The sequence below is a fragment of the Pseudomonas sp. TE3911 genome, assembly GCF_054062775.1.
The window spans coordinates 1,118,470-1,132,776 of record NZ_JBSSFP010000001.1 but is presented as its reverse complement, the minus strand read 5'-3'; the positions used below and the strand labels follow the sequence as shown (position 1 = coordinate 1,132,776).

General features: G+C 59.7%; 11 protein-coding genes and 4 tRNA genes. 2 read left to right on the top strand and 13 right to left on the bottom strand.

Annotated features, from left to right (window positions below; genetic code table 11):
* Nucleotides 1–234: 234 nt before the first annotated feature.
* The 5 genes from asd to leuC all read right to left on the bottom strand — a co-directional run bounded on the left by asd (nt 235) and on the right by leuC (nt 5,514).
* The gene (gene asd / locus ACVWXD_RS05220) at nt 235–1,347 is read right to left on the bottom strand and encodes an aspartate-semialdehyde dehydrogenase (RefSeq protein WP_032888280.1); all 1,113 of its coding nucleotides are present in this window, start codon (nt 1,345–1,347) and stop codon (nt 235–237) included.
* A 64-nt stretch (nt 1,348–1,411) separates the two neighbouring features.
* On the bottom strand, nt 1,412–2,494 hold the full coding sequence (gene leuB, locus ACVWXD_RS05215) for a 3-isopropylmalate dehydrogenase (protein WP_017530190.1): 1,083 nt from the start codon (nt 2,492–2,494) through the stop codon (nt 1,412–1,414).
* A gap of 52 nt (nt 2,495–2,546) precedes the next feature.
* On the bottom strand, nt 2,547–3,311 hold the full coding sequence (locus ACVWXD_RS05210) for a class I SAM-dependent methyltransferase (RefSeq protein ID WP_032888283.1): 765 nt from the start codon (nt 3,309–3,311) through the stop codon (nt 2,547–2,549).
* 129 nt (nt 3,312–3,440) lie between these two features.
* On the bottom strand, nt 3,441–4,085 hold the full coding sequence (gene leuD / locus ACVWXD_RS05205; protein ID WP_032888286.1) for a 3-isopropylmalate dehydratase small subunit: 645 nt from the start codon (nt 4,083–4,085) through the stop codon (nt 3,441–3,443).
* A gap of 10 nt (nt 4,086–4,095) precedes the next feature.
* Nucleotides 4,096–5,514, bottom strand: a complete 1,419-nt coding sequence (leuC, locus tag ACVWXD_RS05200; protein WP_053128838.1) for a 3-isopropylmalate dehydratase large subunit — start codon at nt 5,512–5,514, stop codon at nt 4,096–4,098.
* A gap of 139 nt (nt 5,515–5,653) precedes the next feature.
* Between leuC and ACVWXD_RS05195 the strand changes: the two genes are divergently transcribed.
* Nucleotides 5,654–6,544 (top strand): LysR family transcriptional regulator, encoded by an 891-nt coding sequence (locus ACVWXD_RS05195; RefSeq protein WP_122680516.1) that lies wholly within the window; start codon nt 5,654–5,656, stop codon nt 6,542–6,544.
* Between the two features lie 66 nt (nt 6,545–6,610).
* Complete coding sequence (locus ACVWXD_RS05190) at nt 6,611–9,889, top strand: EAL domain-containing protein (protein ID WP_032888294.1); 3,279 nt, start codon at nt 6,611–6,613, stop codon at nt 9,887–9,889.
* A 749-nt stretch (nt 9,890–10,638) separates the two neighbouring features.
* On the opposite strand, the gene ACVWXD_RS05185 is transcribed toward ACVWXD_RS05190, so the two are convergent.
* The 8 genes from ACVWXD_RS05185 to ACVWXD_RS05150 all read right to left on the bottom strand — a co-directional run bounded on the left by ACVWXD_RS05185 (nt 10,639) and on the right by ACVWXD_RS05150 (nt 14,212).
* The gene (locus tag ACVWXD_RS05185) at nt 10,639–11,598 is read right to left on the bottom strand and encodes a tRNA dihydrouridine synthase (RefSeq protein WP_457370743.1); all 960 of its coding nucleotides are present in this window, start codon (nt 11,596–11,598) and stop codon (nt 10,639–10,641) included.
* A 55-nt stretch (nt 11,599–11,653) separates the two neighbouring features.
* Nucleotides 11,654–12,088, bottom strand: coding sequence for an acyl-CoA thioesterase (locus ACVWXD_RS05180; RefSeq protein ID WP_016976616.1), 435 nt, complete (start codon nt 12,086–12,088; stop codon nt 11,654–11,656).
* A gap of 41 nt (nt 12,089–12,129) precedes the next feature.
* Nucleotides 12,130–12,963: an alpha/beta hydrolase gene (locus ACVWXD_RS05175; RefSeq protein WP_032888301.1), complete on the bottom strand. Its 834-nt coding sequence runs from the start codon at nt 12,961–12,963 to the stop codon at nt 12,130–12,132.
* Nucleotides 12,964–12,979: 16 nt separating this feature from the next.
* Entirely contained in the window at nt 12,980–13,519 is a 540-nt protein-coding gene (locus tag ACVWXD_RS05170) for a TetR/AcrR family transcriptional regulator (RefSeq protein WP_032888304.1), read from the bottom strand.
* A 183-nt stretch (nt 13,520–13,702) separates the two neighbouring features.
* Nucleotides 13,703–13,778: transfer RNA gene (locus ACVWXD_RS05165), tRNA-Glu, on the bottom strand.
* 78 nt (nt 13,779–13,856) lie between these two features.
* Nucleotides 13,857–13,932: transfer RNA gene (locus tag ACVWXD_RS05160), tRNA-Ala, on the bottom strand.
* A 50-nt stretch (nt 13,933–13,982) separates the two neighbouring features.
* Nucleotides 13,983–14,058, bottom strand: a tRNA-Glu gene (locus ACVWXD_RS05155).
* Nucleotides 14,059–14,136: 78 nt separating this feature from the next.
* A tRNA-Ala gene (locus tag ACVWXD_RS05150) sits at nt 14,137–14,212 on the bottom strand.
* Nucleotides 14,213–14,307: the final 95 nt, after the last annotated feature.

The following is a 14,307-nucleotide window of genomic DNA, read 5'->3' as shown; positions in this document are numbered from 1 at the left end:
CATTGCGGGGGGAGCGGCACTTTACCGGGTGGCTGGAGGTGAGGCAATTAACCTGGGGGGGGGGCCATGGCTGACGTCGCTATCGGGGGCAAGCCCCTGCCCACAATGAACAGCATTTCAACGTTGGAATTCGGTCGAATGTGGGAGGCGGCTTGCCCCCGAAAGCCTCCGAAAGAACAATAAAAAACCCGCGCCTGTCACCAGAACGCGGGTTTCTATTATTGCTTCAAGCGATCAACGCTCCAGCAAAATCCGCAGCATGCGGCGCAACGGCTCAGCCGCGCCCCACAGCAGTTGGTCGCCGACGGTAAACGCGCCGAGGAACTGGCTGCCCATGTTCAGCTTGCGCAGACGGCCCACCGGTACATTCAGGGTGCCAGTGACCTTGGTCGGGCTCAGCTCCTGCATGCTGATGTCGCGGTTGTTCGGTACCAACTTGACCCACGGGTTGTGCTGGCTGATCAACCCTTCGATATCGGCGATTGGCACGTCTTTGTTCAGCTTGATGGTCAGCGCCTGGCTGTGGCAGCGCATGGCGCCGATGCGCACGCAGATGCCGTCAACCGGGATCGGGCTCTTGAAACGGCCGAGAATCTTGTTGGTCTCGGCCTGGGCCTTCCACTCTTCGCGGCTCTGGCCGTTCGGCAGCTCTTTGTCGATCCATGGGATCAAGCTACCGGCCAATGGCACGCCGAAGTTCTCGGTCGGGTAAGCATCGCTGCGCATGGCTTCGGCCACACGACGGTCAATGTCGAGGATTGCGCTGGCCGGGTCGGCCAGCTGATCGGCGACGGCCGCGTGGGTGGCGCCCATCTGCTTGATCAGCTCACGCATGTTCTGCGCGCCGGCACCGGAGGCCGCCTGATAGGTCATGGCGCTCATCCACTCGACCAGACCCGCTTCGAACAGGCCACCCAGGCCCATCAGCATCAGGCTGACGGTGCAGTTGCCACCGACGTAGTTCTTGGTGCCGGCATCCAGTTGCTGGTCGATGACCTTGCGGTTGACCGGGTCGAGGATGATCACGGCATCGTCCTGCATACGCAGGCTCGACGCGGCGTCGATCCAGTAACCCTGCCAGCCCGCTTCGCGCAGTTTCGGGAAGACTTCGCTGGTGTAGTCGCCACCCTGGCAGGTCACGATCACGTCGAGTGTCTTCAACTCGTCAATGCTGTAGGCATCCTTGAGCGGGGCAATATCCTTGCCCACGGACGGCCCTTGGCCACCCACGTTCGAGGTGGTGAAAAACACCGGCTCAATAAGATCGAAATCCTGCTCTTCCAGCATCCGCTGCATGAGCACGGAACCGACCATACCGCGCCAACCGATCAGACCTACACGTTTCATCGCAACTACACCTTGTTAAAAAGTGGGCCGTCTTGCAGCAACAACTGCAAGCGGGCCGGAGAGATTACAGATTCCGCAGCGCGGCGACTACTGCGTCGCCCATTTCTTGCGTACCGACTTTGGTGCAACCCTGCGACCAGATGTCACCGGTGCGCAAACCCTGATCCAGCACCAGGCTTACGGCCTTCTCGATCGCGTCCGCCGCATCGCTCAGGTTGAAGCTGTAACGCAGCATCATCGAGACCGACAAAATGGTCGCCAGCGGGTTGGCAATGCCCTGGCCCGCAATGTCCGGCGCCGAACCGTGGCAAGGCTCGTACATGCCCTTGTTGTTGGTGTCCAGCGACGCCGAAGGCAGCATGCCGATAGAGCCGGTGAGCATCGACGCCTGGTCGGACAGGATGTCGCCGAACAGGTTGTCGGTGACGATCACGTCGAATTGCTTCGGCGCGCGCACCAGTTGCATGGCGGCGTTGTCCACGTACATGTGGCTCAGTTCGACATCCGGGTAGTCCTTGGCCACTTCCTCGACGATTTCGCGCCACAGTTGGCTGGAGGCCAGTACGTTGGCCTTATCCACCGAGCAGACTTTCTTGCCGCGCACGCGGGCCATGTCGAAACCGACACGGGCGATACGGCGGATTTCGCTCTCGCTATACGGCAGGGTGTCGTAGGCCTGGCGCTCGCCATTTTCCAGTTCGCGCACGCCGCGTGGCGAGCCGAAGTAGATGCCGCCGGTCAACTCACGCACGATCAGAATATCGAGACCAGCCACCACTTCCGGCTTGAGGCTCGACGCGTCGGCCAGTTGCGGGTAGAGGATCGCCGGACGCAGATTGCCGAACAGGCCCAGTTGCGCGCGGATCTTCAGCAGGCCGCGCTCAGGGCGGATGTCACGTTCGATTTTGTCCCACTTCGGACCACCCACGGCGCCGAGCAGCACAGCATCGGCAGCACGGGCGCGGTCCAGGGTTTCATCGGCCAGTGGCACGCCGTGTTTGTCGATGGCGGCGCCGCCGATCACGTCGTGGCTCAGCTCGAACCCCAGGCTGTACTTGCTGTTGGCGAGTTCCAGGACTTTGACCGCTTCGGCCATGATTTCCGGACCAATACCGTCGCCAGGGAGAATCAGAATCTGCTTGCTCATGGGTTCCTCATTTCATCGAGCGACCTGCCCGTGGGCAGGTCGGGAAAATTAATCAGCGTTCGGCCCATACCACGAGCACATCGGTGCTGAAGGTGCCGTCGGCTTGAATTTCGTAGTAATCGCGCACTTCCTGGCCCATCGCCTGCTGCAACTCCAGGATCGCGGCGCGCAGCACTTGCGGTGTACGCATACGTTCGACCCACGAGGTGTATTCCAGGCGCAGGCGCTGGCGGCTGCTGTTGCGTACATGCAAACCGGCTTCGCTGAGCTGACGCATCCACTCGGCGGCGGAGTAATCGCGCACGTGACTGGTGTCGCGCAGCACCTCGACGGTCTGCAGGTAAGTGTCCAACAGCGGACTACCCGGTGACAACACGTCAACAAAGGCCGCCACGCCGCCCGGCTTGAGCACGCGGCGCACTTCACGCAGGGCCAGGCCAAGGTCGCTCCAGTGGTGGGCCGAGTAGCGGCTGAAAACGAAGTCGAACTCGCCATCGGCGAACGGCAGGCGCTCGGCGGCGCCATTTACGGTGCTGATATTGGTGAAGCCGCGATCTTGCGCAGCGGCAGCCACCACATCAAGCATCTGCTGGGACAGGTCATAGGCCACCACTTCCTTGACCAGCGGCGCCACATTGAAGCTCACATGACCGGCACCGCAACCGAGATCCAGCAGTCGCGCACTTCCCTGCCCGGCCAGTTCTGCCTGCAGCAGCGCGAATTCGGTGCCTTGGGCGTGCACGGCACTGCTCAGGTAGGCAGACGCCTGTTCGCCGAATTGTTTTTGCACGACTTGGGTGTGGGCGGTGTTGGTCATGGTGGCATCCTTCAAGGGTTGCGTTGCTAGTACCGGCCCTATCGGGGGCAAACCCCCTCCCACAGGGGAACGCATTCCAAATGTGGGAGGGGGCTTGCCCCCGATGAGGCCGGTCCTGCCTATATCAATTTAGGCGTCGCGAAACAGCCAAGGCTGGCTCGCCCGGTGCTTGGCTTCAAACGCCGCAATCGCATCACCGTCCTGCAAGGTCAGGCCGATATCGTCCAGGCCGTTGATCAGGCAGTGTTTACGGAAGGCGTCCACCTCAAAGTGGTACACCTTGCCGTCCGGACGGGTCACGGTTTGCGCAGCGAGGTCGACGGTCAACTGGTAGCCCACATCGGCTTCCACTTGCTTGAACAGCTCGTCGACTTCTTCGTCAGTCAAGATGATCGGCAACAGGCCGTTCTTGAAGCTGTTGTTGAAGAAGATGTCGGCATAGCTCGGCGCGATGATGCTGCGAAAGCCATATTCTTCCAGGGCCCACGGCGCGTGCTCGCGGCTGGAACCGCACCCGAAGTTTTCCCGGGCCAGCAACACGCTGGCGCCTTGGTAGCGTTCGGCGTTAAGCACGAAGTCCTTGTTCAGCGGGCGCTTGGAGTTGTCCTGGTAGGCGTAGCCCACGTCCAGGTAGCGCCACTCGTCGAACAGGTTAGGGCCGAAACCGGTGCGCTTGATCGACTTCAAAAACTGCTTTGGGATGATCTGGTCGGTGTCCACGTTGGCACGGTCCAACGGCGCGACAAGACCTGTGTGTTGGGTAAAAGCTCTCATCGGGTATTCCTCAGATCAATTCGCGAACGTCGATGAAACGACCGTTGACGGCAGCGGCGGCGGCCATGGCCGGGCTCACCAGGTGGGTACGGCCACCGGCACCCTGACGCCCTTCGAAGTTACGGTTGGAGGTCGACGCGCAATGCTCGCCCGACTCCAGGCGGTCCGGGTTCATCGCCAGGCACATTGAGCAGCCCGGCTCGCGCCATTCAAAACCGGCTTCGAGGAAGATCTTGTCCAGGCCTTCGGCTTCAGCCTGGGCTTTAACCAAGCCTGAGCCCGGAACCACGATGGCCTGCTTGATGGTCGAGGCGACCTTGCGCCCCTTGGCGATCACCGCCGCAGCGCGCAGGTCTTCGATCCGCGAGTTGGTGCAGGAACCTATAAACACGCGATCCAACTGGATGTCGGTGATTGCCTGGTTGGCCTTCAAGCCCATGTACTTCAAGGCGCGCTCGATGGAACCGCGCTTGACCAGGTCGGCTTCCTGAGCCGGGTCCGGCACGTTCTGGTCGACGGCCAGGACCATTTCCGGCGAAGTACCCCAGCTGACTTGCGGCTTGATCTGGGCAGCGTCGAGTTCGACCACGGTATCGAACACCGCATCAGCGTCGGAGACCAAGTCTTTCCAGGCTTCGACGGCGGCATCCCAATCGGCACCAGCCGGTGCGAAAGGACGACCCTTGACGTATTCGACGGTCTTTTCATCCGCCGCCACCATACCCACGCGGGCACCGGCTTCGATGGACATGTTGCAGATGGTCATGCGGCCTTCGATGGAGAGGTCGCGAATGGCGCTGCCGGCGAATTCGATGGCATGGCCGTTACCGCCAGCGGTGCCGATCTTGCCGATCACAGCGAGGACGATGTCCTTGGCGGTGACGCCAAACGGCAACTTGCCTTCGACGCGCACCAGCATGTTCTTCATTTTCTTGGCAACCAGGCACTGGGTGGCGAACACGTGCTCGACCTCCGAGGTGCCGATACCGTGAGCCAGAGCGCCGAAGGCACCGTGGGTCGACGTGTGGGAGTCACCGCAAACCACGGTCATGCCTGGCAAGGTGGCGCCCTGCTCCGGGCCGATCACATGGACGATGCCTTGACGCACATCATTCATCTTGAATTCGGTGATGCCATATTCATCGCAGTAATCATCGAGGGTCTGCACCTGCAACCGCGACACAGTGTCGACGATGGCGTCGATGCCGCCCTTGCGCTCCGGGGTGGTCGGTACGTTGTGATCCGGGGTGGCGATGATCGAGTCGACGCGCCAAGGCTTGCGCCCGGCCAGTCGCAGGCCTTCGAACGCTTGTGGCGAGGTCACTTCATGGATGATGTGACGGTCGATATAGATCAGCGACGACCCATCATCGCGCCGTTTCACTTCATGGGAATCCCAAAGCTTGTCGTAAAGCGTTTTGCCGGCCATCAGTCGGTCCTCATCAGCGGTATTTCATTCGCCGGGCTTTTCAATAACCCTTTGGCTTGTGAGGCTGATGGTATGGCGCTACATTAAATAACTCAAATTCATATTTTTTATGCTTTGGATTACCAACTGGAATACCACAATGGACTTGGCCAACCTCAATGCCTTTATCGCCATCGCCGAGATCGGCAGCTTCTCCGGCGCTGGAGAACGCCTGCACTTGACCCAACCGGCCATCAGCAAACGTATCGCCGGCCTGGAACAGCAATTGAAGGTGCGACTGTTTGATCGCCTGGGCCGCGAAGTCGGCCTGACCGAGGCCGGACGCGCCTTGCTGCCGCGCGCTTACCAGATTCTCAATGTGCTGGACGACACCCGCCGCGCCCTCACCAACCTTACCGGCGAGGTCAGCGGGCGGCTCACATTAGCCACCAGCCACCATATAGGCCTGCATCGCCTGCCGCCTATCCTGCGAACCTTTACCCGGGAATACCCGAACGTGGCGCTGGATATTCAATTTCTCGATTCTGAAGTGGCCTACGAAGAAATCCTCCATGGCCGCGCTGAAGTGGCAGTGATCACCCTGGCGCCCGAGCCCCACAACCTGGTGCGCGCCACGCCAGTGTGGGACGACCCGCTGGACTTTGTGGTGGCGCCGGAGCATAGCCTGATCAGTAACGGCTCCATCAGCCTGGCTGATATTGCCGGCCATCCGGCGGTTTTCCCTGGCGGCAACACGTTTACCCACCATATTGTCAGCCGGTTGTTCGAGGCCCAAGGCCTTACCCCGAACATCGCGATGAGTACTAACTACTTGGAAACTATCAAAATGATGGTGTCTATCGGCCTGGCCTGGAGCGTGTTGCCGCGCACCATGCTCGACGATCAGGTGGCAAGTATCGCTTTGCCAGGCATACAACTCAGTCGCCAGCTAGGCTATATCGTGCACACCGAAAGGACGCTGTCGAATGCTGCGCGGGCTTTCATGAGCCTATTGGACGCACAGATGGATTTGCCAGGGATACCGGCATGACACTGTGCGGCCTCGGGTTCTGAGTAAAACCGTGCTGTTTGCCCATCGAATCAAGGCCCTTTGATAATGCGCAACCCCGTCGACCCCGTGCCACCCCTACCCCGCATTTACGCGCTGGACCCTCAACAGGCGGAACAAAGCTGGGAGAGCGCGCCACAACTGCTGGCAGCCCTTAACGCCGCGCGGCTGGGCGCATGGTGCTGGGAAATAGACACCGGCCGCATAAGTTGGTCACGGGGCACCCAGGCGTTGTTTGGTTTTGATCCGCGCCAACCGCTGCCCCAGGACCTGGACTACCTTGATTTGCTGGCCCAGTCGGATCGCGCCCGAGTGGTACGGGCTTTTCACGCCGTACTGGCCGGCGAGCCGCTTGAGCAGGCCATGCATCACCGCATCCAATGGCCTGACGGCAGCTTTCACTGGCTGGAAATCAACGGCAGCCTGCAGCCGGACAAAACCGGTCGGCGCCGCATGATCGGGGTGATCCGCGAGGTTACCCACCAGCGTGAACGTGAAAACGCCCTCGGGCACTCCGAAAAACGCTTCGCCACGCTGTTTCACCTGTGCCCGAACATGGTACTGCTGACGCGCCGGGCCGACGGCCTGATCAGCGAAGCCAACCAGTATTTCGAGATGCTCTTCGGCTGGCCCTTGGGCGATGCCATCGGCCGCACGACCCTGGAACTGGGCCTGTGGCGCCACCCGGAGCAACGCGCACAATTGGTCAAGGCCACGCAGCGCAAGGGCGAGCCCATTACCATGGAGGTGCAGTTTTGCGCCAGCAACGGCCAAGTCCACAATGGCACGCTCAGCGCGCAAAAAGTCGAGTTGGAGGGTGAGGCCTATCTGATCAGCACCTTCCTCGACACCACCGAACGCAAAAATGCAGAGCAGGCGCTCAAGGACAGTCAGGAGCGCCTCGACCTGGCGCTGGACTCGGCACAACTGGGTACTTGGGACTGGCACATTCCCAGCGGCATGCTCTATGGCTCGGCGCGCGCAGCCCAATTGCACGGTCTGCCGTCCGAACCGTTCCACGAATCCTTCGACGCCTTTTTCGAAGGCATGCCCAACGAGGAACGGGACAACATGCGCAACGCCTACCGCACCCTGCGCGAAGGCCCTGCCGGAAACTACCAACTGACCTACCGCGTGGCCATGGAAGATGGCAGCTCGCGCTACTTGGAAAGCCGTGCTCGCCTGTACCGCGACGAGCGAGGTTTACCCCTGCGCATGGCCGGTACGCTGCTCGATATCACAGACCAAGTGGAGCGCGAACAACGCCTGAGCGCCTCCGAAGAAAAATTCGCCAGCCTGTTCCAGGCCAGCCCCGACCCGATCTGCGTCACAGGCCTGGAGAGTGGCGCCTTTATCGAGATCAATCCGGCCTTTACCCAAACCTTTGGCTGGAGCGCTGCCGAGGTAATCGACAAGAGCGCTGACCAGATCGGCCTATGGGATGATTCCAGTCAGCGCCTGGAGCGTATCGAGCGGGTCATTCGCGAGCAGTCGTTGAGCAACGTGGCCGTGGTGGTGCATCACAAGAATGGCCACAGCCTGACCTGCATGATTTCCAGCCGCCTGATCAAGGTCGGAGATCAAGCGTGCATCGTTACGACGTTGCGCGATATCACCCAACAACAGCGCTCCGAGGCCGCGCTGAAGGCCAGCGAGGAGAAATTCGCCAAGGCCTTCCATTCCAGCCCTGACGCGATTTCCATCACCGAGCGCGACACTGGCCGCTATGTGGAGGTCAACGATGGCTTCTGCCGCCTGACCGGCTTGCGAGCTGAAGAAGCTATTGGCCTGACTTTTTATCAGATCGGCATCTGGGCCGATGAGAACCAACGCTCGGCGCTATTGGCCGAGTTGCAGATCAAGGGCCGGATTCACCACCTGGAAATGCTCTGGCACAACAAACGCGGTGAAGTGCTGGCAGTAGAAGTCTCGGTCGAGCCCATCACCCTGAATGAAACCCCGTGCCTGCTGCTGACCGCGCGGGACGTGAGCCTGCTGAAAAACGCCCAGGCGCAGATCCGCCATCTGGCCTACCACGACCCGCTGACCAACCTGCCCAACCGTGCGCTGTTGATGGACCGCCTGAGCCAGCAGATCGCCCTGCTCAAGCGCCATAACCTACGCGGCGCGCTGCTGTTCCTCGATCTTGACCACTTCAAGCACATCAATGACTCCTTGGGCCATCCGGTCGGCGACACCGTGCTGAAAATCGTCACCGCGCGGCTGGAAGCCAGCGTGCGCATGGAAGACACCGTGGCGCGCCTGGGTGGCGATGAATTCGTGGTGCTGCTCAGCGGCCTGGATGGCTCGCGCCAGGAGGTCAGCAACCAGGTGCAGGAACTGGCCGACACCCTGCGTGAATTGCTTTCGGAGCCGATGTTCCTGGACGGGCACAGATTGCAGGTCACGCCGAGCATTGGCGTGGCGTTGATTCCCGATCACGGCTCCACACCGGCCGACCTGCTCAAGCGCGCCGACATTGCCCTTTACCGCGCCAAGGACTCAGGGCGCAACACCACGCAGATGTTTCACAACAGCATGCAAAAAGCCGCCAGCGAACGCCTGCGCATGGAAACCGACCTGCGCCTGGCCCTGGCGCGCGGCGAATTCAGCGTTCATTACCAACCCCAGGTGGATGCGCGCGGTAACAAGATCGTAGGTGCGGAGGCACTGGTGCGTTGGCAGCACCCACAATTGGGTGCGCAGTCACCGTCGGAATTTATCAAGGTGCTGGAAGACAGCGGCCTGATCCTTGAAGTGGGCACCTGGATCCTTGATGAGGCCTGCGCCGCCTTTGGGCAACTGATCAAAGAAGGCTTGGTGGACCCGCTGAATTTCAGTCTATGCGTGAATATCAGCCCCCGGCAGTTTCGCCAGAACGATTTCGTAGAACGGGTGGAGCACAGCCTTAAGCAGCATTCCTTGCCCTGCAGCCTTCTGAAACTGGAAATCACCGAAGGTATCGTGATCCAGAACCTGGATGACACCGTCAACAAGATGCGCCGCCTGAAGAAGCTCGGCGTGAGCTTTGCGATGGATGACTTTGGCACCGGTTACTCTTCACTGACATACCTCAAGCGCTTGCCGGTGGACGCGCTGAAGATCGATCAGTCGTTTGTGCGAGACGCGACCCATGATCCAAACGACGCGGAAATCATCAGGGCGATCGTGGCGATGGCTCGCAGTTTGAATCTGGAGGTGATTGCCGAGGGTGTGGAGACCCCCGAGCAACTGGCATTCCTGCAAGCGTTGGGGTGTCATCTGTATCAAGGGTTCATTTACAGCAGGCCGCTACCGCTGAAAGAGTTCAGGCAATTGCTGATATAACTATTAAATAGTCGACTGCTACTTTCATGACGAACAGCGACAGTCGATTATTTTTCAGGCCAACGCCAATACATTAATCAATTGCTAAAACATTACGCTTTAAAAAACGACTTCAATCCGCTCATGGCCCCACCCACCTTTTCAAACATCGAAGCAGCAAGTGAACCACCGATACTAACCGCACCGGAAATCGCCAACCCGACCGGACCTAATAACGGCGCCGCCAGACTTATCAGCGGACTAAGTGCTTTTACTACTCCCCCCAACACCTTACCAATCCCACTGAAAACACTGCCGACTTTGTCAAAGACTTTTCCGAAAAAGCTGCCAATCTTGGAAAAAAAACTCTGCTTCTTCGGAGCTGGCTTACAAGGCCTGCAAAGCTTTGGCGGGGCTGGCTTGCAGGGTACACAGTATGTTGGCGGGGGCGGGTTATAACACCCAAACCGGATGCCGCAACCAGGGCCTGAGGCACGGATGGGCAACGTCGCACTGGAACCGCAGTTAGGGGAGTAAACGGAATTAACGCCATAGGTACGGCTCACAACTGGATCACGCATAAGAATTTTAGTCCTATATTTATCCGAGTTAAGACGGCAGATAGCAGCAATACAGAAGACCAGTATTTTTTACGCACTAACTACCTGACGCCCAACCCTTACGTGGCCATCCCCCCAAAAAAGTTCCTTGATCAATGCCAACCGCTCACGTTGAATTTGTCATACAGCCCGAACGACTTACATCAACATTTAAAGCACGTCAGGATGACTCATACCCAATAGACAACTTACCTGCCGCACATCCGTCTCGCGACGAAGGGCGGTAAACAGTTCCACCGCCTGCGGGTAATTACGCGTTAACATCGCCAACCATTGTTTCAATCGGCCAGGCGCCTGTTTTTCAGTCAGTTGCGCTACCGACTGGGTCCAGAACTCGCGGAGCATGGGCTGCATCTCTGCCCACGTCATTTCGACCACTTCCTCGCCTGCGCGCGCTGCTGCAATCTGCCGCGCCAGGTCAGGGCGCGCCACCAGGCCACGGCCAAGCATGATGTCCTCTACGCCGCTGATCTCCCGACAGCGGCGCCAGTCTTCGACACTCCAGATATCGCCATTAGCGAACACCGGCACCCTGACCACGTCCTGGACCCGCGGGATCCACTCCCAATGAGCCGGCGGCTTGTAACCATCGGCCTTGGTACGCGCATGCACCACGATATGCGCCGCACCGCCTTCGGCCAGGGCCGTGGCGCACACCAGCGCGCCATCCGGGCTATCGAAGCCCAGGCGCATCTTGGCAGTCACCGGGATATGGGCAGGCACCGCACGCCGCACGTGTTCAACGATCTGGTTGAGCAACTCCGGTTCCTTGAGCAGCACGGCACCGCCTCGGGACTTGTTGACGGTCTTGGCCGGGCAGCCAAAGTTCAGATCGATCACTTGCGAACCCAGCTCACAGGCCAGTGCGGCATTCTCCGCAAGGCACACAGGATCGGAACCGAGCAATTGCACGCGCAAGGGCACGCCCGCAGCGGTGTGGGCACCGTGCAGCAGCTCTGGAGCAAGTTTGTGGAAGTACGCCGGGGTCAGCAGGCGGTCGTTGACGCGGATAAACTCGGTCACGCACCAGTCAATACCGCCCACACGGGTCAACACGTCCCGCAGGATGTTGTCGACCAACCCTTCCATGGGCGCCAAAGCAATTTGCATGGAAAACACTCAACAAAAATCGTGGCGCAGTTTACTGGGTTTCCTACGGCAACCGTTAACCCCCTGTCAGGGCGGGGCCATAGCCATCGAGAAACTCGGTCGGCATGCGCTTGGGCTTGCCCGTGGACAGTTCGATGCAGACGAAGGTGGTTTGCGCGCGCAGAAGGGTTGCACCGTCACGCGGGCGGACCAGTTGAAAACGGCGGGTCATCTTCAGACGCTGGTCCCAATCGACGATCCAGGTGGCCAGTTGCAGCTCGTCGCCTTCGTAGCCTGCCGCCAGGTAATCAATCTCATGGCGCACCACCGCCATGGCGCGGTCCAGACGGCGATACTCGGTCAGGTCCAGCCCCAAACGCTGGGAATGACGCCAGGCACAGCGCTCCAGCCAGGACACGTACACCGCATTATTTGCGTGCCCCAGGCCGTCGATATCCTCAGGGGCGACCTGCAGGTCAATGATAAACGGCGTTGCCAAATCCCAGCCCATGCCTTGCTCCCAGTCGATTAATGGCGGCGGGAGGCAGTGTATCAGGCGCTTTGCCGCGCCTGTAGACGGCAACCCGCCAACAGCGCCAGCACGCCATCGATCACCCGCGGATCGGCCAGTACTTTCTGGTGGCCGCCTTGTTCAAGGCGCAGCAGGCGGCTGTCGAACCAGGCTTCGTGAATGGCTTGGGAGGCGTTGACGGGGACAAAGGTATCGTCTTCAGCGTGCACGATCAGCCCGGGAATATTCATTTGATAGTGGGCCACATCCAAATGCTTGAGTGGCATTCCGAATGTTTGCTCCACCTCCTGAATAAACACCGAACGCGCCTTCGCTGGCAAACCGACCATTTGGGTAAAACCACGCAGTACATCCAGGAAACGCGACGGTGCAGCGATACTGACCAGCGCCTGGGTACGCAACCCCAACTGCACCGCCAACATTGCACTGGCGCCACCCATGGAATGGCCGACCACTGCATGCAGGGGCGGCAACTCGGCCGCCGCCTCCAGCATGGCGCGAGCAAACAGCAGCACATGAGCCTCACGCCCCGGTGAGCGGCCATGAGCAGGCCCGTCCAGAGCAATCACGGAGTAACCGTTGTCGACTAAGGCGGTGATCAGACTGGCAAACTGGGTTGGCCGGCCTTCCCAGCCGTGCATCAACAAAACTGCCGGACCCTGCCCCCAGCGCAGGGCCGACAAGCCAAAGCGCAAGGTGATGCGCTCCGATTGCGCCAGCAGCGGTAACTCCCAGTCACGGGGCGGCAGGTCGCGGGGCGTCATGAAGGCTCGACGCATCTTGTTGGCCACCGTGTGCGGCGCCAGGTACCCCAGCGTGCCGTTGAAGCGACGAATCCAGGTTAACGCGCCCATTCTGCGAGCCCTCTTCCTATCGCACAGCCGACTTGGCAGCGCGCAACACTCGGTCCGACAGCTCACCCGGCCCCAAGGCGCGGGCCAAGGCCAGGCCACCGATCATTAATGCCATATCGGCTAAGGCCTTGTCGGTGTCTTCAGGGCTTGCGGCAAGCTGAGCAGCCATCAACTCGACATGTTCGCTCAGCGCGTCGCGAAAGGCGTCCGGCAGGCGAGCCATCTCCCCTACAGTCGCTGGAATCGGGCAGGCCTGCGCGGTGGAGTCGCGATGCTTGCGCGAGAGGTAAAACGCCGCAACCAACCCCCTGCGTTCTTCTCCGGTCAACTGCGCGTCCATATCGTCAATGGAGGCGCGACGCCGTGCCAGCAGTTGCGTAAAGGCCTCCAGCATCAACGCATCCTTGCTTTCAAAGTGCGCGTAGAAGCCGCCGACGGTCAGCCCCGCCGCGCCCATGACTTCACCGACACTCGGCTCGGCCGGGCCGCGCTGGATCAACGCGGCGCTGGCGGCCTGCAGAATGCGTTCGCGGGTTTGCGCTTTTTTATCGTTCATCAAAGCCTCCGACTCTCATGGGTTGAATATTATTACCATAATAATATTTAGCAAGCGACAGTCATGACCACTGGTCAGAACAGGAAGAAAGGAGATGATGAGAGAAGTGGTCAAACGCCAGACAAACAAAAGGGCCATTCAATAATTGAATGACCCTTAAAAATCCCGCAGAGCGGGTAATCGTGGCGTCCCCTAGGGGACTCGAACCCCTGTTACCGCCGTGAAAGGGCGGTGTCCTAGGCCACTAGACGAAGGGGACACAAACCTTCTATACAACTGACCGAGCTGAGATCGGTCGATTCAAGGACGGTGTGGCCGGAACCTTGAACCTGTAAATTGGTGGAGCTAAACGGGATCGAACCGTTGACCTCTTGCATGCCATGCAAGCGCTCTCCCAGCTGAGCTATAGCCCCAGATTTTTCGCCTCGCGGCGCAGCAGACCTTTCGATCTGCTTGTTGAAAATGGCGTCCCCTAGGGGACTCGAACCCCTGTTACCGCCGTGAAAGGGCGGTGTCCTAGGCCACTAGACGAAGGGGACAAAACCTTCTGTACAACCGATCAGAGCTGAGACCTGATCTATTCAAGGACGGTGTGGCCAGACCTTGAACCTGTAAATTGGTGGAGCTAAACGGGATCGAACCGTTGACCTCTTGCATGCCATGCAAGCGCTCTCCCAGCTGAGCTATAGCCCCTCATCGGTGAGGACGGGGCGAATCTTAATGGCGGCTTGGAAGTGTGTCAAATTTATTTTCAACATTTTCCAAATTTTTTTGCCGGGATAACAATC